The sequence below is a fragment of the Streptomyces sp. MS191 genome, assembly GCF_008042125.1.
Classification (GTDB): domain Bacteria; phylum Actinomycetota; class Actinomycetes; order Streptomycetales; family Streptomycetaceae; genus Streptomyces.
This window is the reverse complement of record NZ_RDBI01000081.1, coordinates 19,972-44,188: the sequence shown is the minus strand read 5'-3', so window position 1 is coordinate 44,188 and position 24,217 is coordinate 19,972. Positions and strand designations below refer to the sequence as shown.

At 72.9% G+C, this 24,217-nt stretch carries 22 protein-coding genes and 1 pseudogene; 9 read left to right on the top strand and 14 right to left on the bottom strand.

Annotated features, from left to right (window positions below):
• Window positions 1-128: 128 nt before the first annotated feature.
• From EAO71_RS34340 to pcaDC, 4 genes are all read right to left on the bottom strand, one after another.
• Window positions 129-572: a DUF6278 family protein gene (locus tag EAO71_RS34340; protein WP_147981740.1), complete on the bottom strand. Its 444-nt coding sequence runs from the start codon at window positions 570-572 to the stop codon at window positions 129-131.
• 108 nt (window positions 573-680) lie between these two features.
• Window positions 681-1,460 (bottom strand): exodeoxyribonuclease III, encoded by a 780-nt coding sequence (locus EAO71_RS34335; protein ID WP_147981739.1) that lies wholly within the window; start codon window positions 1,458-1,460, stop codon window positions 681-683.
• 45 nt (window positions 1,461-1,505) lie between these two features.
• Window positions 1,506-2,138: an MBL fold metallo-hydrolase gene (locus EAO71_RS34330; RefSeq protein WP_147981738.1), complete on the bottom strand. Its 633-nt coding sequence runs from the start codon at window positions 2,136-2,138 to the stop codon at window positions 1,506-1,508.
• Between the two features lie 152 nt (window positions 2,139-2,290).
• The gene (gene pcaDC, locus EAO71_RS34325) at window positions 2,291-3,553 is read right to left on the bottom strand and encodes a bifunctional 3-oxoadipate enol-lactonase/4-carboxymuconolactone decarboxylase PcaDC (RefSeq protein ID WP_147981737.1); all 1,263 of its coding nucleotides are present in this window, start codon (window positions 3,551-3,553) and stop codon (window positions 2,291-2,293) included.
• Between the two features lie 147 nt (window positions 3,554-3,700).
• On the opposite strand from pcaDC, the gene EAO71_RS34320 reads away from it, so the two are divergent.
• Genes EAO71_RS34320 through EAO71_RS34305 form a run of 4 tightly spaced genes read left to right on the top strand, consistent with a single transcriptional unit; the run spans window position 3,701 to window position 10,322 of the window.
• A complete protein-coding gene (locus EAO71_RS34320; protein ID WP_187282938.1) occupies window positions 3,701-4,132 on the top strand; it encodes a hypothetical protein in 432 nt (143 codons plus the stop codon).
• The gene (locus tag EAO71_RS34315) at window positions 4,122-4,775 is read left to right on the top strand and encodes a hypothetical protein (protein WP_147981736.1); all 654 of its coding nucleotides are present in this window, start codon (window positions 4,122-4,124) and stop codon (window positions 4,773-4,775) included. Before EAO71_RS34320 ends, EAO71_RS34315 begins: the two co-directional genes overlap by 11 nt.
• A gap of 2 nt (window positions 4,776-4,777) precedes the next feature.
• On the top strand, window positions 4,778-9,550 hold the full coding sequence (locus tag EAO71_RS34310) for a putative T7SS-secreted protein (protein ID WP_147981735.1): 4,773 nt from the start codon (window positions 4,778-4,780) through the stop codon (window positions 9,548-9,550).
• Window positions 9,551-9,563: 13 nt separating this feature from the next.
• On the top strand, window positions 9,564-10,322 hold the full coding sequence (locus EAO71_RS34305) for a hypothetical protein (RefSeq protein WP_147981734.1): 759 nt from the start codon (window positions 9,564-9,566) through the stop codon (window positions 10,320-10,322).
• A gap of 89 nt (window positions 10,323-10,411) precedes the next feature.
• On the opposite strand, the gene EAO71_RS34300 is transcribed toward EAO71_RS34305, so the two are convergent.
• The 6 genes from EAO71_RS34300 to EAO71_RS34275 all read right to left on the bottom strand — a co-directional run bounded on the left by EAO71_RS34300 (window position 10,412) and on the right by EAO71_RS34275 (window position 15,874).
• A complete protein-coding gene (locus EAO71_RS34300) occupies window positions 10,412-10,987 on the bottom strand; it encodes a hypothetical protein (protein WP_187282937.1) in 576 nt (191 codons plus the stop codon).
• On the bottom strand, window positions 10,984-12,162 hold the full coding sequence (locus EAO71_RS34295) for an ROK family glucokinase (protein WP_147981733.1): 1,179 nt from the start codon (window positions 12,160-12,162) through the stop codon (window positions 10,984-10,986). Before EAO71_RS34295 ends, EAO71_RS34300 begins: the two co-directional genes overlap by 4 nt.
• Window positions 12,163-12,199: 37 nt before the next feature.
• The gene (locus EAO71_RS34290) at window positions 12,200-13,000 is read right to left on the bottom strand and encodes an ATP-binding cassette domain-containing protein (protein ID WP_147981732.1); all 801 of its coding nucleotides are present in this window, start codon (window positions 12,998-13,000) and stop codon (window positions 12,200-12,202) included.
• Window positions 12,997-14,046 carry an ABC transporter permease gene (locus EAO71_RS34285; RefSeq protein WP_147981731.1) on the bottom strand — a complete coding sequence of 350 codons (1,050 nt, stop codon included), beginning with the start codon at window positions 14,044-14,046 and terminating at the stop codon, window positions 12,997-12,999. The genes EAO71_RS34290 and EAO71_RS34285 overlap by 4 nt, the downstream gene beginning before the upstream one ends.
• On the bottom strand, window positions 14,043-15,062 hold the full coding sequence (locus EAO71_RS34280) for a sugar ABC transporter substrate-binding protein (RefSeq protein WP_261992487.1): 1,020 nt from the start codon (window positions 15,060-15,062) through the stop codon (window positions 14,043-14,045). Before EAO71_RS34280 ends, EAO71_RS34285 begins: the two co-directional genes overlap by 4 nt.
• Window positions 15,063-15,154: 92 nt before the next feature.
• On the bottom strand, window positions 15,155-15,874 hold the full coding sequence (locus EAO71_RS34275; RefSeq protein ID WP_147981818.1) for a GntR family transcriptional regulator: 720 nt from the start codon (window positions 15,872-15,874) through the stop codon (window positions 15,155-15,157).
• A gap of 140 nt (window positions 15,875-16,014) precedes the next feature.
• Between EAO71_RS34275 and EAO71_RS34270 the strand changes: the two genes are divergently transcribed.
• Entirely contained in the window at window positions 16,015-17,025 is a 1,011-nt protein-coding gene (locus EAO71_RS34270) for a Gfo/Idh/MocA family protein (RefSeq protein ID WP_147981730.1), read from the top strand.
• Between the two features lie 136 nt (window positions 17,026-17,161).
• Here the strand turns inward: EAO71_RS34270 and EAO71_RS34265 are convergent, their stop codons facing one another.
• From EAO71_RS34265 to EAO71_RS39400, 4 genes and pseudogenes are all read right to left on the bottom strand, one after another.
• A complete protein-coding gene (locus EAO71_RS34265; RefSeq protein ID WP_147981729.1) occupies window positions 17,162-17,578 on the bottom strand; it encodes a PaaI family thioesterase in 417 nt (138 codons plus the stop codon).
• A gap of 4 nt (window positions 17,579-17,582) precedes the next feature.
• Entirely contained in the window at window positions 17,583-18,761 is a 1,179-nt protein-coding gene (locus tag EAO71_RS34260; protein ID WP_147981728.1) for a cytochrome P450 family protein, read from the bottom strand.
• Between the two features lie 9 nt (window positions 18,762-18,770).
• A complete protein-coding gene (locus tag EAO71_RS34255) occupies window positions 18,771-19,442 on the bottom strand; it encodes a response regulator transcription factor (protein WP_147981727.1) in 672 nt (223 codons plus the stop codon).
• Window positions 19,439-19,582: pseudogene (locus EAO71_RS39400) on the bottom strand (sensor histidine kinase); the annotation flags it as partial. The gene EAO71_RS34255 and the pseudogene EAO71_RS39400, both read right to left, overlap by 4 nt.
• 14 nt (window positions 19,583-19,596) lie before the next feature.
• Between EAO71_RS39400 and EAO71_RS34245 the strand changes: the two are divergent.
• From EAO71_RS34245 to EAO71_RS34230, 4 genes are all read left to right on the top strand, one after another.
• Window positions 19,597-22,032, top strand: coding sequence for a polysaccharide lyase 8 family protein (locus EAO71_RS34245; RefSeq protein ID WP_147981726.1), 2,436 nt, complete (start codon window positions 19,597-19,599; stop codon window positions 22,030-22,032).
• Between the two features lie 288 nt (window positions 22,033-22,320).
• Entirely contained in the window at window positions 22,321-22,578 is a 258-nt protein-coding gene (locus tag EAO71_RS34240) for a hypothetical protein (RefSeq protein ID WP_147981725.1), read from the top strand.
• Complete coding sequence (locus EAO71_RS34235; RefSeq protein WP_147981724.1) at window positions 22,575-23,543, top strand: ATP-grasp domain-containing protein; 969 nt, start codon at window positions 22,575-22,577, stop codon at window positions 23,541-23,543. The genes EAO71_RS34240 and EAO71_RS34235 overlap by 4 nt, the downstream gene beginning before the upstream one ends.
• Window positions 23,544-23,629: 86 nt before the next feature.
• A complete protein-coding gene (locus tag EAO71_RS34230; protein WP_147981723.1) occupies window positions 23,630-24,124 on the top strand; it encodes a hypothetical protein in 495 nt (164 codons plus the stop codon).
• The last annotated feature ends 93 nt before the right edge of the window (window positions 24,125-24,217 follow it).

Genomic DNA, 24,217 nt, shown 5'->3' with positions numbered 1-24,217 from the left:
ACGCTGCCCTGCCCCCTTCTCGGCGATGTCGAGGTCAGCGCAAACTATTCACCACGAAAAGACACTTATCGACTGACACGCATAAGACGGGCATAAGCCGTATTTACTGCAAAGGGGTGGAGGTCCCGTCAGAACTCGGCGGCCTCCGCGTACACCTGGGAGAGCTCCGGCGAGCCGCTGATCGCCCAGTCGAGCCCGGCCTCCACGACGTTGATCTCCCGGCCCGAGGCCAGCCGGACCACCGGCTGGCCGCCCGGCCACACCTGCCAGGTCGCACCGGGCACGGTCCGCACGATGACCGTGCCCAGATAGAGGCCGGCGTCGTTGCCCAGCCAGGGAAGCTCCTCGGGATCGTCGCGCCAGCGCGGCGGGATCTGGTCGATCCGCTCCAGGGAGTACGGCGTGTCGTCCAGCTCGATCCCCGAGTCCTGGACGACCGTACGCAGCAACTCGCACTCGGCGAGCAGATCCGCCACGCCTTCGGGGTCCCGGTCGAAGGCCGAGACCAGCGGTGGCGCGGACGATTCGATCACGCGCCTCTTGCGCCAGTTGTCCAGGAATGGGATGTTCATCGGACCAGCGTCGCATTTTCCCGGGCCACCGCACCACCAGGCGCGCGGAGATCGCCGCGGCGGGGCGACCCTCGCGGACCCGACCCGCCGCGGACGACGGGACCGCCCTCAGACGTCCAGGTCGACGACGACCGGCGCGTGGTCGGACGCGCCCTTGCCCTTGCGCTCCTCGCGGTCGACGTAGCTGTCCGTGACCGCGTCGGCGAACGGCTTGTTGCCGTACACCAGGTCGATGCGCATGCCCCGGTTCTTCGGGAAGCAGAGCTGGCGGTAGTCCCAGTACGTGAAGGGGTGGTCGTACTTGAGGGGGCGCGGGACCACGTCCGAGAGCCCGGTCTCGCGCAGTCCGGCGAGCGCGGCCCGCTCGGGCTCGGTGACGTGGGTGAGGCCCTCGAAGGCCGCGAGGTCCCAGACGTCCTCGTCGGCCGGGGCGATGTTGTAGTCGCCGAGGACGGCGAAGGGCCGCTCCCCCGCCGCGTCGTCGGCCACGGCGGCCTTGAGCGCCTCCAGCCACAGCAGCTTGTACGCGTAGTGCTCGTGGGAGACCTCGCGGCCGTTGGGCACGTAGACCGACCAGACGCGGACCGGACCGCAGGTCGCGGAGATCGCGCGGGGCTCCTCCACGCCGTCGTACACGGGGCCGCCGGGCAGGCCCGTGACCACGTCGGCGAGGCCCGCCCGGGAGACCAGCGCGACGCCGTTCCACCGGCCGGTGGCGTTGACCACGGACTCGTACCCCAGCTCGCGCAGCTCGTCGGTGGGGAACTGCTCGGCGGTGCACTTGGTCTCCTGGATGCACAGCACGTCGGTGCCGCTGCTTTCCAGCCAGGCCAGGAGCCGGGGCAGCCGGGCGGTGATGGAGTTGACGTTCCAGGTCGCGATACGCATGGGGGGAAGCCTATCGGCGGGGTCCGACAGTCGCCGGTACGGCCGTCACAGCTCGGTGGAGTCGCCCGGGGTCAGCCTGCCGTGGTCGGTGCCGCCGAGCCCGCCGATCTGCCGGTCGTAGATCGGCCGGGCGAGGTCGGTGAGCAGGGCGTCGTGCACGTCGATGGCGCGGCGCGGCCGGACCTCGCGGACGTAGTCGATCACCTCGGAGATCTTGTTCCACGGGGCCATCACCGGGAGGAGCAGCGTGTCCACCGGCTGACCGGGGACGGTCAGCGCGTCGCCGGGGTGGAAGACACCGCCGTCCACGAGGTAGCCGACGTTCGTGATCCGGGGGATGTCCGGGTGGATGACCGCGTGCAGCTCGCCGTGCACCTGCACGTCGAAGCCGGCGGCGCTGAAGGTGTCGCCGTGACCCACCGTGTGCACCCGGCCCGGGAAGGCGGCCGCGAGCTGCTCGGCGACGCTCCGGAGCGTCCAGATCTCGGCGGCCGGGTCGGCCTCCAGGGCGGCCCGCAGCCGTGCCTCGTCGAAGTGGTCGGGGTGCTCGTGGGTCACGAGCAGCACGTCGGCGCCGAGGGCCGCGTCCTGCTCGCTGAAGCCGCCCGGGTCGATGACGAGCGTCCGCCCGTCCTTCTCCAGACGGACGCAGGCGTGGGACATCTTGGTCAGCTTCACGGGACTCGACCTCACGACGACGCGGACGGACCGATGGGCCGTCCGTGGACAGCCCCCCGGCCAGCGTACGCCCGGAGGACGTCCTGTCGATCAGGCCGGACCGGCGAGCGGAGGCCGGACGCCGGGGCCCTCGCGGGAGCGGCGGACACGCCCTACGGGGTGGTGTCCTCCCTGATCACCCGGCGCACCACGCGCAGCGCGCTGTCGGCGGCGGGCAGCCCGCAGTACACGCCGGTCTGCAGCACGATCTCCCTGAGTTCGGTGGGGGTCAGTCCGTTGCGCAGGGCGGCCCTCGTGTGGTCGGCGAGGGCGTCGAGGTGGCCGCCCGCGATCAGGGCGGTGAGGGTCACCGCGCTGCGCGTCCGGCGGTCCAGGGCCTCCCGGCTCCAGATCTCGCCCCAGGCGTACCGGGTGACCAGCGACTGGAAGTCCTCGTCGAAGTCGTCGCCGAGGGCCCGGTCCACATGGGCGTCGCCCAGGACCTCGCGGCGCAGCTTGAGGCCGCGCTCGTACGGGTCGGGGCGCGAGTCGTCCGCGGTCCCGGGCGGGATCTCTGCCGGGGCGATCTCGGCGCGGGGCACGACCGGGGCGGAGACCGGCGGCATCGGCGGGGCGGCCGGCGTGCTCTGGGTGTCGTGCGCGGTGCCGGCGAAGTGGCCGGTGAGCAGGTCGGTGACGGCGGCCGGCTGCTCGACGGGGGCGAGGTGCGAGGCGCCGGGGACGACCGCGAGCCGGGCCTCCGCTATCCCGGCGACCAGGGTGCGGGCCTCGGCGGGGCCGGTGACCTGGTCCTCGGAGCCGACGAGCACCAGCGCGGGGATCCCGATGCGTGCCAGGGCCTCGCGGACGTCGAAGACGGCGAGCGCCTCGCACGCGGAGATGTAGCACCCGGGGTCGGTCGTCCGCACCATCTGGACGGCCCATTCGACGATCGCGGGCTGGGCGGCGGCGAAGCCGGGGGTGAACCACTGCTCGGGCGCGGTGCGGGCCATCGGTTCGAGGCCGTTGGCGCGGACGACCACGCCGCGCTGCCGGAACTCGTCCGGGCTGCCGAACCGGGGCGAGGTGGCGACCAGGGCCAGGGAGGCGACCCGGTGGGGGGCGCGGAGCGCGAGGTCGAGGCCCACGGCACCGCCGAACGAGCAGCCGGCGTAGCCGAAGCGCTGGACGCCCAGGTCGTCGAGCGTGGTGAGCAGCCGGTCGCCGAGCTCGGCCACGGAGGCGAAGGGGTGGGCGGGGGCTCCGCCGTGTCCCGGCAGGTCGAAGCGGACGACGCGCCACTGACGGGTCAGCTCGGGGATCTGCCGGTCCCACATGTGCCATGTGGTGCCCAGCGAGGGCCCCAGGACCAGGACCGGGGCGTCTTCGGGTCCGTCGGTGCGGTATTGCAGGGTGTTCGGTGATGTCTGGCTCACGCCCTGCACCGTCTCATATCGCGCGGTCTCCCCCGTGCCCGGGTGGGAGCCGCGCACGGAGCCTCGCGAACCTTCACGAGAACCGCCCACTCCCCGGGCTGCGTCCTGCCCTACGGTGCCATCAGTCGCCTACGACGGGGAGGAACCGTGCAGCAGCCGAGGGCGGCGCTCGCCGAGCGCATCGCGGAGCGGAGGAGAGGGGGCGACGACCCTCGCGCCCTGGTCGGCGAGATGCGCCGGTCGGTGCTCCTGGTACCGGTGGCCGACGGGGGGTTGTGGTCGGTGCGTTCGGGCGGGGTGCGGTGGATCTGCGGGTTCACCGACGAGGCCGCGCTGGCGCGGTTCGCCCTGCACCACGGGCCCGGCGACCGGCCCATGGACTACGCGGCACTGCTGGGCGCGCGGATCGTCGACGAGATCGTGCCCGCGCTGGGCGAGCCCGCCGGGCTCGCCGTGGACATCGCCACCGAGGACGGGTCGATGTTCTTCCCGCCGGTCGTCGGGATCGTTCCGGACGCGGTCGCCGTCGACGCCGGTGCGGCGGGCACGACAGGAGGGGGACACGGGCATGAGCGGTGACGAGAAGGACCTGCAACTCGACAAGGCGTCCGTGGTCAGGTTCACGCAGGGCGTGGGCGCGACCATCGACGAGCTCGGCGATCTCGGCGGCTCGACCGGCTCGTTGCTGGGCAAGGGCTTCTCGTCGCTGGCCATGACCGGGATGGAGGCCGGACACCACGGTCTCTCGGTCGACTTCGAGGACTTCTGCGAACGCTGGGAATGGGGTGTGCGCGCGCTGGTGCGCGACGCCAGCGAGATCGCGAACCGCCTCGGCCTGGCGGCGGGCACCATGTGGGAGCACGACCAGTACATCGCGAGCACCCTCAAGGTCGGCGCCAACTCGCTGTTCGGCGGGAACCCGCACGCCAGTGAGGAGGAGATCGCCAAGCAGGGCTGGGGGGACATCTTCACGCCGGACTACCTGGACCCGGACTGGAGCCCCGAGTCGTTCGAGAAGGCCGGGCAGGACATGGAGCAGACCTGGAAGGACACCGGTCGCACCGTGCTCACCGAGGGCCAGGGCGGCCGGCAGTCGCAGATCCTGAACGAGGCTCTCGGGATATCCGACGACCGCTGGAACCAGGCACTGGACGACACCTTCGGCCCGTCGCCGGAGGAACGCGCGAAGCAGGAACAGCAGGGTGAGTCCGGGGGGAACTGACCATGGGTATCGGCGACTTCATCAGTGACATCACGCCCGACTCGGTCGAGGACGCGGTCGAGGACGGCGTCGAGTGGGTGGGCAACCGGGTCGAGGACGCGGGGAACTGGACCGCGGACCGGCTGGAGGACGTCGGCTGGGAGTCCGGCGCCGACTGGGTCCGCGAGCAGTCCCGCTCGGTCGCCAACCGCCTGGGCGCGGAGGTCGACGAGATGGACCTCGGGCAGACCGAGGACAAGACCAAGCTGATCTACGGCAGCGCGAGCAAGATCAACGCCGTCGCGGCGAAGCTGACCGCCTTCCAGTCGGCCTTCGACGACACCGGCGACGGTCTCCGGGGCCTGGACTCCGGGCAGCTCAAGGGCGAGACGGCCGACGCGCTGCGCACCGCGGTGAGCACCCAGCCGCCCAAGTGGTACAAGGCCGCCGACGCCAGCTCCAAGGCGCTCGGCGCCCTGGAGGCGTTCGCCGACACCGTCACCTGGGCTCAGGGGCAGGCGCAGACGGCGATCGACAAGTGGAAGGAGGGCGTCAAGGCCTCCGAGAACGCCGCCGACGCCCACCGCAAGAAGGTCGACGACTACAACGGAGCCGTCGACCGCTACAACGCCCAGCCCGCCGACAAGCGCGACCCGGCCTCGCTGCCTCCCAAGCCCGGCGCGACGTTCGAGGATCCCGGCAAGGCGCTGATGAAGGAGGCCCAGGACATCCTCGCCGAGGCCCGCAAGCAGCGGAACTCGGCGGCGGAGACCGCGCGCACGGCGATCCGTGCCGCCCGCGACATGGCGCCGGCGAAGCCGTCGTACGCCGAGCAGGTGGGCGACGGCCTCAAGGAACTGCAGATCATGGGCGACCACGTCGGCGGCGGCATCATCAAGGGCACGGCGGGGCTGCTCAACTTCGTCCGCAGCGTCAACCCGACGGACCCGTACAACATCACGCACCCCGCCGAGTACGCCACCTCCCTCAACAGCCTGGCCGCGGGGCTCGTGGTCGCCGTCAACGACCCCGTCGGCACCGGCACCCAGATGGTCAAGGACTTCATGAAGGACCCGGCCGAGGGCTTCGGCCGGCTGATCCCCGACCTCGCGCTGACCGCCGCGACCGGCGGTGGCGGCGCCGCGGTCAAGGGTGTGCGCATCGCCGAGGAGGCCGCGGACGCGGCCCGGCTGCGCCGGCTGGTCGACGACAGCCCGGACGGGACGCACCACACCCCCGACGGCGACCGCACCGCGGGCGGCGACCCGGTGGACCTCGCCTCGGGCCGGATGTACCTGCCGCAGACGGACCTGGAGATCCCCGGCATCCTGCCGCTGGCCTTCACCCGCCGCACCGAGTCCGGCAGCGCGACCGGCCGCTTCCTCGGGCCCGCCTGGTCGTCCACCGTCGACGAGCGTCTGGAGATCGACGCGATCGGCGTCGTCCACGTCACCGCCGACGGGCTCCTGGTCACGTACCCGCACCCGGTCCCGGGCGTGCCCACCCGTCCCTGGTCGGGCCGGTCCGGCACGCTCCTGGCCCGGGACGCCGACGGCGACTACACGGTCACCGCCCCCGACGGCGGCCTGATCTTCCGCTTCGCCGCCCCGTCCGGTGGCGAGCCGGGGGGTGACGGCACGGCCTGGCTGTCCACCGTGACCGAACGCAACGGTCACGTCGTCACCGTCGACCGGGCGGAGGGCGGTCTGCCGCTGGCGCTGGCCCACTCGGCCGGCCACCAGGTGACGCTGTCCCACGCCGACGGGCTGGTCACCGGCCTGTCCCTGGCCGGCGCCGGCGAGGGCGGCGGGGACCTGCCGCTGCTGCGCTACGGCTACCGGGACGGCGACCTGACGACGGTCACCAAGCCGTCGGGCGCCACCACGACCTTCGTCTACGACGACCGCCGCCGCGTCATCGCCTGGATCGACTCCAACGCGAGCCGCTACGACTACGTGTACGACGACCGCGACCGCGTCGTGGCGGAGGGCGGCGAGGCCGGGCACGTCCACATCACCCTGGCGTACACCGAGCCGGACCCCGAGACGGGCCGTCACACCACGACGCTCACCACCGCCGACGGGCACGCGACACGGCATCTCTTCGGACCGGGCTGCCGGCTCCTGGCCGTCACCGACCCGCTCGGCCACACCACGTCGTTCAGCTACGACGCGCGCGGCAACGCCCTGACCCGCACCGACCCGCTCGGCCACACCACGTCCTTCGCGTACGACGACGAGGGCCGGCTGACCTCCGCCGTCCGCCCCGACGGCAGCGAACTGCACACCGTGCGGGGCCTGTTCGGCCTTCCGGTGGAGGTCGTCGGCGCGGACGGGACACGGGTGCTCCACACGTACGACGAACGGGGCAACCGCACGGCGGTCACCGACGAGGCCGGCACCACCACCCGCTACACCTACGACCACGGCGGACGGCTCACCTCGATCACCGACGCCCTCGGCGCGACGACGCGGGTGGTGTGCGACGCGGCCGGGCTGCCCGTCGAGGTGACCGACCCGGCCGGCGGCACCACCCGCACGGAACGCGACGCCCTGGGCCGCCCGGTCCGCGTCACCGACCCGGTGGGCGGGCTCACCCTCCTGGAGTGGAGCGCCGACGGGCACCTGGCCCGCCGGACGGGACCCGACGGCGCCACGGAGACGTGGACCCACGACGGCGAGGGCAACGTCCTCACCCATACCGACGCGGCCGGCGGCGTCTCCCGCGTCGAGTACACCCACTTCGACCTGCCGGTGGCCCGTACCCGGCCCGACGGCGCACGCTACGAGTTCGAGCACGACGCCTCCCTGCGGCTGACCCGGGTCACCAACCCCCAGGGTCTGACCTGGGACTACACCTACGACGCGGCCGGCAACGTCGTCTCCGAGAGCGACTTCGACGGCCGCGTCCTGAGCTACCGGGTGGACGCGGCCGGCCGGCTCGCCGCCCGTGTCGACGCGCTCGGCGGCACCCTGGCCTTCGCGCGCGACGCCCTCGGCCAGGTGGTCGCCAAGGACGTCGACGGCCGGGTGACGACGTACACCCACGACCGGGCCGGGCGCCTGCTGGAGGCCGCCGGCCCGGACGGCGAACTGCGGTACCAGTACGACCAGCGCGGCAACACCAAGACGGAACTGGTGGACGGACGACCCGTCGTCTACGCCTACGACGTCCTCGGCCGCCGCACCCGTCGCACCACCCCGACCGGTCACGTCACCTCGTACGCGTACGGCGCCGCCGGACGGCTCCACCAGGTCACCACCGGCGGCCGTCGGGTCGGCTTCGCCCACGACGCCGCCGGCCGCGAGCTGGCCCGGGTCTTCGACGACACCCTCAGCATGACGTCCGCCTGGGACGAGGCCGGACGGCTCTCCGCGCAGCACGTCGCCGTCGGCGGGCGTACCGTCAACAGCCGCTCCTACGCCTACCGCGCCGACGGCCACCTGGTCTCCGTCGCGGACCGGCTGTCGGGCACCCGGGCCTTCGACCTCGACCCGGCCGGGCGGGTCACCGCCGTCCGCGCCGGGGACTGGACGGAGCGGTACGCCTACGACGCCGCGGGCAACCAGACCTCCGCCTCCTGGCCCTCCGGCCACTCCGGCGGCGAGGCCACCGGGCCGCGCGCCTACACCGGCACCACGCTGACCCGCGCCGGCGGCGTCCGCTTCGAGCACGACGCGCTCGGCCGGGTGACCCTGCGGCAGAAGACCCGGCTGTCCCGCAAGCCGGACACCTGGCGCTACACGTGGGACACCGAGAACCGACTCACCGCCGTGACCACCCCCGACGGCACCCGATGGAGGTACCGCTACGACCCCCTCGGCCGCCGCACCGCCAAACAGCGCCTGGCGCCGGACGGGGAGAGCGTGGTCGAGGAGGTCCGGTTCACCTGGGACGGCCTGACCCTGTGCGAACAGACCAGCCATGAGCCGGACCGGCCCCACTCCGTCGCCCTCACCTGGGACCACCGCGGCCTCGTGCCCCTCGCCCAGACCGAGCGCGTCCTCACGGCCGACGAGGCCCGGGCCGAGGTCGACCGCCGCTTCTTCGCCATCGCCACCGACCTGGTCGGCACCCCCACCGAGCTGATCGACGAGTCCGGCGAGATCGCGTGGCGCTCCCGGGCCACCGTGTGGGGCGCCACCGCCTGGGCCCGCGGGAGCAGCGCGTACACCCCCCTCCGCTTCCCCGGGCAGTACGACGACCCCGAGACCGGCCTCCACTACAACCACTTCCGGCACTACGACCCGGAGAGCGGCCGGTACGCGTCCCCGGACCCCCTCGGTCTCGCGCCGGCCCCGAACCCCGTCGCCTACGTGGACAACCCGTACTCCGGGTGCGACCCGCTGGGCCTCATGCCCAAGTACACGAAGGAGGAGAAGGCCGCGCGGGCCCGGCAGGAGGCCGTCGACACCGCGGACGAGGTGATCGAGAGGGCCCAGGGCGACCGGATGCGGAAGGCCGGCAACTACCACGCGGACACGTCGCACAACTTCTCCGACGAGCGGGTCCTGGAGATCCTCAAGAAGCCCGACGCGGTCTACCACTCGACGGCCGGCAGCGGGAACCTGATCTTCCGGCAGGGCGACGACATCGTCGTGACGAAGGGAGGCGGAGCCGGCGGCGGCAACGTCATCACCGCCTACGGACCCTCGGGCCTCAAGGGCGAGTCCGGGGTGAACGCCCTGGGCGGTCTGCCCACCGACCCCGGTGGGCCGATTACCCACCTGGACGTGGTGGAGGGCAGGATTCCCGCCAAGACCGGCTACATGGCTCCCGCAGTGCAGATCAAGTGAGGCGGCACCCACCGTGAGACTCACCCTCGACGACACCTGGCAGGCCACCGTCACGGACGAGCCGCTGAGCGTCCTGCCGCGCTTCGACTTCCGGGACTTCCGGGTGCGCGTGGCGGCGTACGCCGACGTGGCGGAGCGCGAGCGGTTCCTGCTGGACACCTTCGGCAGTCGGCCGTGGCTGTGGGACACCCCCGACGAGCTGCGGTTCGACCCGGAGCGCCGGGAGCTGGCCGGCGCCGAGTTCCAGCTGGCCGACGAGATCGCCTCGGCCGAGGACGCCGCGCGCGTCCCGGCCGGGCCCCTCGTCCGGCCCGGCGGTCTGCGCGCGGACGAGGCCCGGGACTTCCGGCTGGAGGTGACCGCGGAGCTCTGCCGCGGCCCCGGCGACACCGTCGTCACCTGTCTGCGGGACCTCGACGTGCTCGACGAACCGCTGACCGCCCGGATCGGGATCGCCCCCGACGTGGCCCTCCTCGTCCAGGGCGGCACGGTCGTCGGCTGGAGCCTGACCGACCCGGCCCGCTACCTGACCTCGGGGTTCGCCGCCCCCGACCCCGAACCGCCGGCCCCGGCCACCCGGCGGCTGCTCACGGAGTGCATGGACCTGGTCACCACACCGGGGCGCCGGGCGCTCAGGAAGCGGGAGCCGGCGGCCCTGGCCCGCCTCCGGGCGGTCGACGAGGCCCTGCGGGGCCGGCGCGAGGACCGGCGGCGGACCGAGGCGCTGCTCGCGCCCATCGCCGAACTCGTCGAGGACTACGGCGACGGGTGACCCGCGCGACGGCCGGGTGCCGGCCGGGTGCCGTCGCACACGGAGGCCCCGCCGGATTCCCGGCGGGGCCTCGTCGCTCCGTAGGCCCCTCAGGGGGTGGTCGTGGAGACCACGTAGACCCGGGGCGCGGCCGGGTCGGTGAGGTCGACGGTGATGTCGTGGCCGGGCCGGGGCTTGTCCCGGCCGATGGAGGTGGCCGACCAGTCCCGGCCCGGCGGGAACTCCCAGCCCACGATGTCGGCGTCGCGTTCGCTGACGGTGACCTTGCCCGGCTCCAGCCGGGAGCGGCTGGTGCCGACGTCCTCCAGGAAGGAGTCGAGCTTGCCGGCGCTCGTCGTGAACTGGACGTAGAGCCGGCTCGTCTTCCAGTTGCTGGTCTCGTAGTAGGCGACGTCCGTGGACCGGCTGGGGATGGGCACCTCGAAGATCCGGCGCTTCATCTGGGAGGGCCAGTTGTCCTGGAGGCCGCTGCCGGAGGACTCGCGTTCCTTGTCGCGACCGCTGTCGCGGCTCTGCCCGGCGGAGATCACCAGGTAGCCGGCCGGGATGCCGACGAGCAGCACGATGGTCAGCGCCGTCAGGAAGCGGCGCTTGATCATGTGGCGCCGGTCCTCCGGGAGCTTGCCGCGTCGGTCGGGCGAGACGGACTGGGTGGGCACGGTCATGAATTCGGGTCCTGGGGGGTGGTGCGGGAGGTACGGCCCTCGACGCCGCCCCGCAGGGCCTGGGCGTAGCGCTCGTACCGTTCGTAGCGTTCGAGGCGGCGGCGGTTCGCCCGGCGGAAGCGGCGGGCCACGAGCCGGGCCAGGTCGGCGGCCCCGACCATACCGGCCTCGGGGCCGAGCTGCGCCTTGGCGATCCGGGCCTCGGGGCGGTATCCGCGGCCGGTGAGGTGACGTCGGAAGGCGTCCCGGGCCGGGCCGATCAGCAGGTCGTCGGCGGCGCTGACACCGCCGCCGACGACGAAGCAGGAGGGGTCGAGGGCGGCGGCGAGGTTGGCGATGCCGACACCGAGCCACTGGCCGATGTCCTGGAACAGCTCGACGCACATGGCGTCGCCCTCGCGGGCCAGCTCGGTGATGAGCGGGCCGGTGATCTCCGGGATCTGGCCCTTGACGCGCTCGATGATGTTGTACGCGACCGGGGAGTCGGCGGCGGCCAGTTCACGGGCCTCGCGGACGAGGGCGTTGCCGGAGCTGTACTGCTCCCAGCAGCCGCGGTTGCCGCAGGGGCAGCGGTGGCCGCCGGGCACCACCTGCATGTGGCCGAACTCGCCGGCCACTCCGAACTTGCCCCGCTTGACCTGGCCGTCCTCCAGGATCGCGCCGCCGATCCCGGTGCCGAGCGTGATCATGACCAGGTGGTCCTCGCCGCGGCCGGCACCGAAGCGCCACTCCGCCCAGGCGGCGGTGTTGGCGTCGTTGTCGACCATCACGGGGACGGCGAGCCGGGACTGCAGCGAGTCGCGCAGCGGCTCGTTGCGCCAGGCCAGGTGGGGGGCGAAGAGCACGGTGGCCCGCTCGGCGTCGACCCAGCCGGCCGCGCCGATGCCGACGGCGTGCACGTCGTGGCGGTCGGAGAGGTCCAGGACCAGCTCGACGATGGTGTCCTCGACGACCTTGGGGCTCTTGGACTTGTCCGGGGTCTCGGTGCGGACCTTCTCCAGGATGATGCCGTCCGCGTCGACGACCCCGGCCATGACCTTCGTACCGCCGATGTCGATGCCGACGGTGGGCACCCGGGGAGCGGTCAGGTGGGAGCGGCGCTCTCGGGTGCCGACGGTCCGCAGCACGGTGGCCCGGGCGGAGCCGCGGTGGGTGAGGTCGCGGTAGGTACTCATCGCCTCGATTCTGCCAGGTGCGGTGGCGGGGGGCCGGTCACGAGCGTTCCAGCTCGTGGCGGAGGTCGTCCAGCTCGCTGCCGCCCGCCATCTGGCGGGTCAGCTCGTCGAGGGTCACCGAGCTCTTGGTGTGGCTGCCGGCCATGACGCCCCGCTTGAGCAGGACGAAACGGTCGCCGACGAGATAGGCGTGGTGCGGGTTGTGGGTGATGAGCACCACTCCGAGACCCTGGTCACGCGCGGCAGCCACGTACTTCAGCACGACCCCGGACTGTTTCACGCCGAGCGCGGCGGTCGGCTCGTCGAGCACCAGGACCTTGGCGCCGAAGTGGACGGCGCGGGCGATGGCCACGCACTGGCGCTCGCCGCCCGAGAGGGTGCCGATGGGCTGGTCGACGTCGCGCAGGTCGATCCCCATGCGGAGCAGCTCGGCACGGGTGGTCTCGCGCATCAGCTCGACGTCGAGCCGCTTGAACGGGCCCGCGCCCTTGGTCGGCTCGGAGCCGAGGAAGAAGTTCCGCCAGACGGGCATCAGCGGGACGACCGCGAGGTCCTGGTAGACGGTGGCGATGCCGCGGTCGAGCGCCTCGCGCGGATTGGCGAGCGTGACCTCCTCGCCGTCGATGCGGAAGGTCCCGGCGTCGTGCCGGTGCAGCCCGGCGACGATCTTGATGAGGGTCGACTTGCCGGCGCCGTTGTCGCCGAGCACGCAGGTGATCTCGCCGGCGCGGACCTCCAGCGAGACGCCTTCCAGGGCCCGGATGTTGCCGTAGTACTTGCTGACGTCGTCCAGCTCCACCAGCGGGGTGGACGGCGCCGTCATCGGCTCGGTGGTCATTTCACGGCCTCCACGCGCCTGCGGATCCAGGCGTTCAGCAGCGTCGCCAGGAGCAGCATCGCCCCCAGGAAGAACTTGAACCAGTCCGGGTTCCACTCGGCGTAGACGATGCCCTTGCTGGTCATGCCGAAGATGAAGGCGCCGATCGCGGAGCCGATGGCGGAGCCGTAGCCGCCGGTGATCAGGCAGCCGCCGATCACGGCCGCGATGATGTAGATCAGCTCGTTGCCGACGCCCTCGCCGGACTGGACGACGTCGAACGAGAAGAGCAGGTGCTGGCCGGAGATCCAGGCGCAGAAGCCCACGCCCAGGTAGAGGCCGATCTTCGTGCGGGCGACGGGGACGCCGACGGCCCTCGCCGCGTCGGCGCCGCCGCCGACCGCGAAGACCCAGTTGCCGGAGCGGGTGCGCAGCAGGATCCAGGTGGCCAGGGCCACCAGGGCGAACCACCACAGGATGGTGACCTTGAGCTCGACGCCGCCGACGGTCCACTCGGACGCGAACAGCTTCCGGGCCGAGGGGAAGCCCTCCATGTCGGCGATCGACTTGGTGGAGACCGTCCCGCTGATCAGCTTGGTGAAGCCGAGGTTGAGGCCGGTCAGCATCAGGAAGGTGCCGAGCGTGATGATGAAGCTGGGCAGTCCCGTGCGCGTCAGCATGAAGCCGTTGAAGGCCCCCACGGCCAGGGTGACCAGCAGGGAGACACCGACGCCGACCCAGACGTTCGCGGTCATCTGGTAGCTGAACATCGCCGAGACGAGCGCCGAGGTCGTCACCAGGACGCCGGCCGACAGGTCGAACTCGCCGCCGATCATCAGCAGGGCGACGGGCACGGCCATGATGCCGATGGTGGAGGCCGCGTAGAGGACGGTGCCGAGGCTGGAGGCGCGCAGGAAGCCGTCGGCGACGACCGAGAAGAAGAGGAAGACGGCGATCGCGCCGACGACCGAGCCGAGCTCGGGGCGGGCCAGCAGCTTCGCCAGCCGGGAGGTGCGCAGCAGCCGCTCGTCGACGTGGTCGATCTCCGGTGGGGCGGTGGCGCTCATCGGGTGCCCCGCTCGGTGTACTCCTGGAGCGCGGCGGCCTGGTCCTTGGTGATGATCTGCGGTCCGGTGAGGACCGGCTGTCCACCGCCGAGGACGTCGGCGTTGTACTTGTACAGCCAGAGCAGGTCGACGGCCTCGTAGCCCTGGAGGTAGGGCTGCTGGTCGACGGCGAAGCCGAGGGTGCCGGCGGCGAGCGCCCCGGCGACCTTGGCGTTGAGGTCGAAGGTGTCGATCTCGGCCGTGCTGCCGGCGGTCTTCTTCGCCTGGACGGCGGCGTCCGCGAAGGGCGCGCCGAGGGTGACGACCGCGTCGACGGACGGGTCGGCCTGGAGCTTGGCGAGGATGGACGCCTGGACGTCGGGCATGTTGGTGCCGTCGACGTACAGGTTCTGGAGCTCGCCGCCGAAGGTCTTCTTCGCCCCGGCGCAGCGCTGCTCGTGGCCGACGTTGCCCTGCTCGTGGAGCACGCACAGGGCCTTCTTGCGGCCCCGCTTGTCGAGCTCCTCGCCGACGGCCTCGCCCGCCACGGTCTCGTCCTGGCCGATGTGGGTGAGCGCCCCGTACGCCTTCGAGCGGTCGGCGCCGGAGTTGACGGTGATGACCGGGATGCCGGCCTTCACGGCCTTCTCGACGGCGGTCTTCATCGCGTCGGGCTTGGCGAGGGTGACGATCAGTCCGTCGACGCCCTTGGCGATGTAGGAGTCGACGAGCTGCGCCTGCTGCTGGGCCTCGTCGCTGTGGGCGTAGAGGAAGTTGATGTTGTCCTTGACGGCCGCCTGCTTGGCGCCGTTCTGGACGATGTCCCAGAAGGTGTCGCCGTCACCCGAGTGGGTCACCATGGCGAAGGTCCACCGCGGGGTGTTCACGGCGGCCCTGCCCTGGGCGGCGGCGGCCTTGCGGGCGTCCTCCGCCCGCTTGCCGCCGGTGCTGCTGCACCCCGCCAGTGTGGCGGTGAGCGCCATCGCGAGCACGGCGCCGACCGCCGCGCGTACCCCTCCTGTCCGAACCCTGGTCACGAGGCCGTGCCCTCCTTTGTGTCCTTCTGCGTGCATTGCAGTATCGGTCATGGGGGTCGCGCGGATCGTCAGCGGGTCGGGGAATCCTCAGGTCAGGGGCGCACCAGCAGCTGGAAGTCGAAGGAGTACCGCGACGCCCGGTACAGGTGCGAGCCGAACTCGACGGCACGTCCGGTGTCGTCGAAGGTGGTGCGTTCCATCGTCAGGAGCGGGGCTCCCTCCCGCTCGGCGAGCAGGTCCGCCTCGGCCGCCGAGGCGGCGCGGGCGCCGACCGTCTGGCCGGCGCTGTGCAGGGTGACCCCGGCGCCCCGCAGCAGACGGTAGAGACCGGTGTCCTCCAGGCGTGCCGTGTCCAGGTCGAGCAGGCCGGCGGGCAGGTGGTTGCGCAGCCGGGCCACCGGTTCGCCGTGCGTGGTCCGCAGCCGCTCCAGGCAGTGGACGTCGCTCCCCTCCGGCACGCCGAGGGCGGCGGCGACCTGGGCGTCCGCCGGTTCGAGGCGGTTGGCCAGGACGATGGTGGCGGGCAGTCCGCCCGCCGCCTCCAGGTCGTCGTAGAGGCTGCTCAGTTCCAGCGGACGCCGCACGTGGCGGTGCACGACCTGGGTGCCGACGCCCCGGCGGCGCACCAGGAGGCCCTTGTCGACGAGCGACTGGATGGCCTGGCGGACGGTGGGCCGGGACAGGCCGAGGCGGGTGGCGAGGTCGATCTCGTTGCCGAGGAGGCTCCCGGGTGTGAGCGCCCCGTCGCCGATGGCCGCCTCCAGCTGCCGGGCGAGCTGGAAGTAGAGGGGGACCGGGCTGGTGCGGTCCACGGAGAGCGGCGGCAGAACGGCGGACGGCGGCTTGGACACGGAGGGGAGCGTAGCCGCAGGGGCGCACGACAGGAAGTGGTGAAGTCCGGTTGTCCTGACAAATCCTTGACAGGATGCCCCCTCGGCACCACCTTGGGGCCATGCGCATCGGACTGATCGGAACGGGACGTATCGGGGCCTTCCACGCGGGTGTGCTCGCCCGGCACCCGGAGGTCGAGTCGCTGGTCCTGGCGGACGCCGACGCCACCCGGGCCGCCCGGGTCGCCGGGGCGCTCGGCGCCGAGGCCGCCCCCACCGTCGACGCCCTCCTCGACCACGCCCTCGACGCCGTGGTCATCGCCTCCGCCACCGCCGCCCACGCCGAGCTCATCGGCCGCGCCGCCGGGGCCGGGCTCCCCGCCTTCTGCGAGAAGCCGATCGCGCTCGACGTGCCCGGCACGCTGGCCGCGCTGCGGGCCGTCGAGTCCGCGGGCACCGAACTGCAGCTGGGGTTCATGCGCCGCTTCGACGCCGGCTACCGGGCCGCGCGCGAGGTCGTGGCCGCGGGCGGGCTCGGCAGACTGCACACCGTCCGCACCGCCTCCTCGGACCCGGCGCCGCCGCCGGCCGGGTATCTGCCGCTCTCCGGTGGCCTGTTCCGGGACTGTCTGGTGCACGACTTCGACATTCTGCGCTGGGTCACCGGGCGCGAGGTCGTCGAGGTGTACGCGAACGGCTCGGACGCCGGGCCCGCGATGTTCCGCGAGGTCGGCGACGTCGACACGGCAGCGGCGCTGCTCACCCTCGACGACGGCACGCTCGCGACGGCGACGGCGACCCGCTGCAACGGCGCGGGCTACGACGTGCGGATGGAACTGGCCGGGGAGCTGGACCAGATCGCCGTCGGCTGGGACGACCGCACCCCGCTCACCTCGGTCGAACCGCAGGGCCCGCCCTCCCCCGGCAAGCCCTGGCCCGGGTTCCTGGAGCGCTTCGCCCCCGCGTACGAGGCCGAACTCGACGACTTCGTAGGGCTGGTACGGGGCGAGCGGGCGAATCCGTGCGACGGCCGCGAGGCGCTGGAGGCGCTGCGCGTCGCCGAGGCGTGCGAGCGCTCGCGCCGCGAGCGCCGCCCGGTGGCCCTGGCCGAGATCCCCTCGGCCGGCACCTGAGGCCCGAGGCTCAGGGAGGCGGGCAGCAGGGGCGGCTCGCGGACGGCTCGGCTCGACACCGCCGGGACGCGAGGGGCCGGGACGGGACGAGGGGCCTGCTCCGGGCCCGGTCCGGGACGGGGCAGCGGCTCCGGGCTCAGCCGCCGGCCGCGAGCACCGTCCCCTGGGCCACCGCGCAGAGGGTCTCCTCCCCCGCCGCGTCCACGGCCAGCAGGTCGCACCGGACGACCGCCTGGCGCCGCCCCGCGTGGACCACGGCCGCACGGGCGACCAGCGTGACGCCGACGGCGGGGCGGACGTACTGGATGGAGAAGCCGGCGGTCAGCACCGCCGCCCCCAGCGCCGTCCCGGCGGCGAAGGTCAGCGCGTTGTCGGCGGCGTACGAGAGCACCCCGCCGTGCACGAAGCCGTTCTGCTGGAGCAGGTCCTCGCGCACGTCGAGCTCCAGGGTGGCCCCGCCCTCGCCGAAGGCGGTGATCCGGGCGCCGAGGAGCCGGCTGAACGGCTGCGCCTCCAGGACCTTGCGGGCGAGGGCGGTGTCGAGTTCGGTCATGCCCTCACCATCGCACGGGCAGATGCCGCACCCCGTGCATGAGTCCGCCGGGGAGCCACTCCAACGGGCCCGCCCCGGGGTCGAGTTCCAGCCCCGGAAGGCGTTCCAGGAGCGTCCGGATCGCGATCCTGGCCTCCATGCGGGCGAGCGGGGCGCCCAGGCAGAAGTGGATGCCGTGCCCGAAGGCGAGATGGCCCCGCGGGTCGCGGCGGATGTCGAAGCGGTCGGGGTCGGGGAAGCGGGCCGGGTCGCGGTCGCCCGACGCGAGGCAGACGAGCACGACGCTGCGCGCGGGGACGACGACGTCGCCGAAGGCGACCGGCTCCCGGCTGAAGCGCAGGGTGGCGTTCTCCACCGGCCCCTCGTACCGCAGCCCCTCCTCCACCGCCCCGTCGATCAGCTCGAAGTCGGCGCGCAGGGCGGCGAGTTGGTCCGGGTGCGTGAGCAGCGCCCGCACGGTGTTGGTGATCAGGTTGACCGTGGTCTCGTGACCGGCGATGAGCAGCAGATAGACGAAGGCGCGCAGTTCGCTCCGTGACAGCCGGTCGCCGTCCTCGGCGCTGTGCGCGAGCAGCGCGGAGAGCAGGTCGTCGGTGGGGCGGGAGGCCCGCCGGTCCTCGATGAGTTCGTCGAGGTAGGCGGCGAAGCCCTCGACGGCCTCCTGCTCCGAGATCTCCCCGCTCGGCGTCACCAGCTCGTTCGACCAGCGGCGGAAGGTGTCGCGGTCCTCAGCCGGCACCCCGAGGAGTTCGCAGATGACGATGATGGGCAGCGGGAAGGCGAACGAGTCGACGAGGTCGGCCCGGCCGGCCGGCAGCATCGCGTCGACCAGCTCGTCGGCGAGCCGCTGGACGCGCGGCCGCAGGTTCTCCACCCGGCGGCCGGTGAACGCCCCCGCCGCGAGCTTGCGCAGCCGGGTGTGGTCGGGCGGGTCCACGGCGAGCAGATGGAGGCCGACGGCCTCCTGCTCCAGGGGGACGAGGTCGACGACGGACGCCGACTTGGACAGCCGTGGGTCGGTCAGGGCGGCACGGGCCTCCTCGTGCCCGACCACCAGCCAGGCGTCCGTCCCGTACGCGGTACGCACCGCGTGGACGGGGCCGGCCTTCCTGAGCTCGGCGTAGTACGGATAGGGGTTCGCGATGAAGTCCGGCCCCAGTTCGCCCAGATCGATGACGCTCATGTCCGCACCCTACGGACTGCCGTCGTCCTCCAGCAGGCCCGCGTCGTGGACCAGGAGAGCGATCTGGACACGGTTGTTGAGGCCGAGTTTGGCCAGAATGCGCGAGACGTGCGTCTTGACCGTCGGCACGCCCATGTACAGCGCGGCCGCGATCTCGGCGTTCGAGCGGCCGTGTCCGACGGCGACGGCCACCTCCCTCTCCCGCTCGGCGAGGGCGGCCAGCCGGGCCGCGGCGCCGGCCCGCCGGGGCGGCTCCTGGTGACCGGCGACATGGGTCATCAACTGGCGGGTGACGGCCGGGGAGAGGACGGGTTCGCCCGCGGCCACGCGGCGGACGGAGGCGACGATCTCCGCGGGCGGCGTGTCCTTGAGGACGAAGCCGGCCGCGCCCGCGCGCAGGGCGCGCAGCACCTGCTCGTCGGCGTGGAAGGTGGTGAGGACGACGATCTCGGGTGCGCCGGGGAGGGCGCGGAGCCGTTCGGTGGCGGTGAGGCCGTCGACCCGCGGCATGCGGATGTCCATCAGGACCACGTCCGGGCCGAGCCGGGCGACGAGTTCGGGGACCTCGTGGCCGTCGGCCCCCTCGCCGACGATCTCGATGTCCTCGGCGCCGCCGAGCATGAGGGTGAGTCCCGCGCGGACGAGGGGGTCGTCGTCGACGATGAGCAGCCGGATGGTCATGAGGGCCACGGTAGCCAGGCCTGCAGGGCGAATCCGCCGTCGGGGGCGGGGCCGTGCTCCATCCGGCCACCGGCGAGGGTGGCGCGTTCGGTGAGGCCGATGAGTCCCTGGCCCGAGCCGGGGACGTGCGGGACGGGGCCGGTGGTCCCTCCCCATGCACCCCTCCGTTCCCGCCTCCCTGCCGTCCCGACGCGCCCTGCTGCGGGCGGCCCTCGGCACCGCGGCTCTCGCGCCGCTCGCGCTCCCCGGCGCCGCGGCGCCCGCGCACGCCACGGACGCCTTCGACGCGCTGCGCCTCACCTGGCGCGAGCTGCTCCTCGGCACGGGATTCGCCCCGGCCGCCGAGCCCTTCGCGTCGAAACTCGCGCAACTCGGCGACACGGCCCGCGATCTGCGTGCCTCGATGGCCCCCACCGCCGGCTCCCTCTGGCCGGACCTCCCGTACGCGGATCCCGAACCGGACACGGACGCCGAGTCGTACACGTACTCCGGGAACCTGGGCATCAGTCACCAGCGGCTGCGCACCCTGGCCGAGGCGTACGCGCAGCCCGGGACCGGCCTCACCGGCGACACCGGGGTCCGGGACGACGTCCTCGCCGGTCTCGACCATCTGCACGACCAGGCGTACCACGCGAACCAGACCGGCTACGGCAACTGGTACGACTGGCAGATCGGCATCCCGCAGGCGCTGCTCGACATCGACGTCCTGCTGTACGACTTCCTCGGCGCGACCCGGATCGAGCGGCACTGCGCCGCCGTCGACCGCTTCGTGCCGGACGGCGCCGTCGCGAACTACGGCGGCACCTCGACCGGTGCCAACCGGGTCGACCTGTGCCGCGTGCTCGCCCTGCGCGGCGTCCTCGGCAGGTCCGCCGCCAAGCTCGCCCTCGCCCGCGACGCCCTCTCGCCCGTCTTCCCGTACGTCACGTCCGGAGACGGCCTCCACGCCGACGGCAGCTTCGTCCAGCACACCCACGTCCCGTACGCCGGCGCCTACGGCGCCGTCATGCTCGGCGGACTGTCCCTGCTGTTCGCCCTGTTCAGGGGTTCGGCGTGGGAGGTGACGGACGGCGGGCGGCAGGCGGTGTTCGACTCCGTCGAGAAGGCGTACGCGCCGTTCCTCTTCAACGGCCTGGCCATGGACGCCGTGTCGGGCCGGGCGGTCAGCCGGGGGGTGCGGGCGACGGACACCCGCCGAGTCCACCAGGACGACCATCTGCGGGGTCACGGGATCATCGCCTGTGTCGCGCTGCTGGCGCGGAGCGCGTCCGCCGCCGAGCGGTCCCGCTGGGAGGGCCTGATCAAGGGCTGGATCGCCCGCGACCACTTCAGCCCGGTGCTCGACAGCCCGGCGCTCGACGTCGCCGCGCTCGCCCGGCTCGAGAGCGTCGGCGACGGCACCGCGACGGCGAGCCCCGAACCGACCGGCCACCGGCTCTTCCCCGGCATGGACCGCGCCGTGCACCGGCGGCCGGGCTGGGCGGCCGGGCTGTCCATGGCGTCGAACCGCATCACGTACTACGAGAACGGCAACGGCGAGAACCTCCGCGCCTGGCACAGCGGCTCCGGAATGCTGTACTGGTGGGGCGACACCTACGCCAACGGGCAGTACACCGACGACTTCTGGCCGACGGTCGACCCCTACCGGCTGCCCGGCACCACCGCGTCCCGCAAGCCGCTCGCCGACGGCGAGGGCGGCACCTGGGGCGCGGCGCGGCCGGACGTGCGCTGGGTCGGCGGGACGACCGACGGGACGTACGCGGCGGTCGGCCAGCACCTCAGGGGACTGTCCTCCACCCTGCTGGCGAAGAAGTCCTGGTTCTTCCTGGACGACTCCGTGGTGTGCCTCGGGGCGGGCATCCACGGCCGGGACGGCACGGGCGTCGAGTCGGTCGTCGACAACCGCAACCTCGGCGCGAACGGCGTCCACGCCCTCACCGTCGACGGTACGGCCCGGTCGACCGCGCTCGGCTGGTCCGCCACCCTCACCGGCGCCCGCTGGGCCCACGTCGCCGGGCACGCCGGCTATGTCTTCCCCGGCGGCGCCGGTCCCCTGAAGGCGCTGCGCGAGGCACGGACGGGGCGCTGGTCGGACATCAACCGGGACGCGGTGCCGGACCCGGTGACCAGGCGGTACCTCACGCTCTGGTTCGACCACGGCACCGATCCGACGTGGGCCGCGTACGCCTACGTCCTGATGCCGGGCGCCGATCAGGCCCGGACGGCCGCCCGCGCCGCCGACACCGGCTGGCTCTCCGTCCTCGCCAACACCGACGAGCGGCAGGGGGTCCGGGTCCCCTCCCTGGGCTTCACCGGGATCAACCTCTGGCTGGCCGGCACGGTGGGCGAGGTCACCGCCTCCGCTCCCGCCTCGGTCCTGATCCGCGAGTCCGGTGGCACGGCCACGGTCTGTGTCTCCGGTCCGCTGCGCGACGGTGCGGCCGTCGACCTCACCTGGAACCGTCCGGTGTCCTCGGTGACCTCGGCCGATCCGTCGGTCCAGGTGCTCGGCACGGGTTCCGCGCTCCGGCTGCGCGTCACCCCGGGAACGCTCGCGGCCACGCACCGGGCGGTGGTCGCCCTGACGTGACGGCCGTTCGCGGCGCCGGACGCGGCCGCGCGGGGGATACCCCTCCCGGGGGCGCGCAGGAGCGCGAGGGTCGCTCATTCGCGCGCCGGAGCCTGTGGAAGCGCGCCCCCAGCGCGCCCCTTCCCCCACGCGCGGCGGCCGGTCCGACGACCTGTCAGCCGCTCGTCCGCGCCCGCCTGTCGGTCGGGGACGCGCCGCCTGCCGGCGCCGCTCCGACATGCACCGGATCGCCCGGAGTGGAATCGTGGAGACGAGCGAAGAATCCCCTACCGATCCGAGGTGGGCGTCATGCCTGACTTCAAGCTCGGTGACTCGCTGGACGGGTACGACGAGGACGTCGTGAAGATGGCACCCCCGGTGGTCTTCCATTCCCAGCCCGACCGCTACGTGGTCCTGAAGACACCCGAGCAGCTGCGCGCCTGGGAGCAGGCGGTCCGCCAGACCACCGGTCTGGAGATCGTCGCCGACAATCTCGCGGGCGTGGCGGCCGAGACCGGCTGCTCGTACGGCGAGGCGAGCCACAGCGACGACTGCGGCGTCGCGTGATCCTGACCGTCTCCGTCCGCGAGGACCTCCACGCCCTGGCCGTGCAGCACGCCGTGCGCGGGCGCGGGCGGGAGCTGCACATCGTGGAGAGCGACACCATCGGAGGACGGCGGACGCTGTCCTGGCGCTCGCACCGGGACGGGCCGGCCGGTTCGGGCCGGCCGGCCACCGTCCTGACCTCCGAGGGTGTCGAGGTGGCCGTGGAGGGGGCGGACGTCCTGTGGTGGCGGCGCCCCCGGGCCGATCAGGCCGTGTCGGCGGGGGCGGGCAGCGCGCACGAGCGCAGTCTGGTCGACAACGACTGCCGGGGCGCGCTCGGCGGCATCCTCGCCGCGTCCTTCCGCGGGCGCTGGATCTCACCGGCGGACGCCACCGACCGGGCCGCCGACAAGGTCTTCCAGCTGGCCGTGGCCCGGGACTGCGGGTTCCGGGTGCCGCGGACCCTGATCTCGCAGTCACGCGCGGAGGTGGTCGACTTCGTGCGCGAGACGGGCCGGACGATCGTCAAGCCCGTGGTCGGCGCCCGGGGGCCGTCCCTGTGGACCCGGATGCTGGACGATCCCGGATCGATCCCCGCCGCCTCGTTCGAGGTCTGCCCCGCCGTGTACCAGGAGTACATCGAGGGCTGCCGGCACATCCGCCTCAACTCCTTCGGCGAGCGGATGTACGCGGCCCTCATCGAGACGGAGGACCTGGACTGGCGCCCCGACCTGGAGGTGCCGATCCGTCCGTGGCCCGTACCCGCCGAGCTCCACGCCCGGGTGTCCGAGGTGCTGCGGCGCCTGGGGCTGCCGATGGGGATCGTGGACCTGAAGCTGACCCCGGACGACGAGCCGGTGTGGCTGGAGGTGAACCCCCAGGGGCAGTTCCTGTTCCTGGAACCGCTGACGGGCGAGCCGCTGACCGAGCACTTCGCCGACTTCCTGCTGTCGGCGCCGGCGGCCGGGAGCGCGGAGAATCCCTGAGGCCGCGTGTGAGAGCTCATTCCACGCGGATGGGTGGCGAGGGTCACCACCCCCTGTTGTCCCAGGTAGCGCCTATGGTTCCGCCCATGAGCGTTCCCGGGATCATCCCGATCAGACACGAACCTGACTACCGCACGAGCACCATCGGGCGGTGGCAGGGCGGCCAGTTCTTCGCCTCGGTCACCGCGGCCTTCCCTGAGGGCTGGAGCGGTGACGACTGGCAGTCCCAGAAGCGGTGGTGCGCCGTGCTCCATCGGTTCGACGGGGCCGGCCGGCACCTGGACTCGCGTATCCGGTTCACCGGCACCACTGCGGACGGCGAGGAGAAGGCGATCGACGCGGCCCGGCTGCTGCTTGCCGAGTGGCTGAACGCCCTGCCGGAGCGGCAGTACCAGGACATCGCGATCGCGCCCTTCGAGGTCCGGCTCGAGGGAGCCCTGTTCGGCCTGGTCGTGGAGGAAGACGTGGACGAGGCGGACGAGGAGGACGAGGAGGACGAGGAGGACGACGGTGTGCGGGCCGAGTTCCATCCCGACGGCCTGGGCTTCAACGCGCCATGGAACGGTAGTTACGACACCTGAGCCGAGCCGCCCAGACCTTCTGAAGTGTGCATCTGCCGGAGCTTGGTTACACCGGGGCCTGGGTCTTCTGCTTGAGGCGTTCGTAGGGTGTTT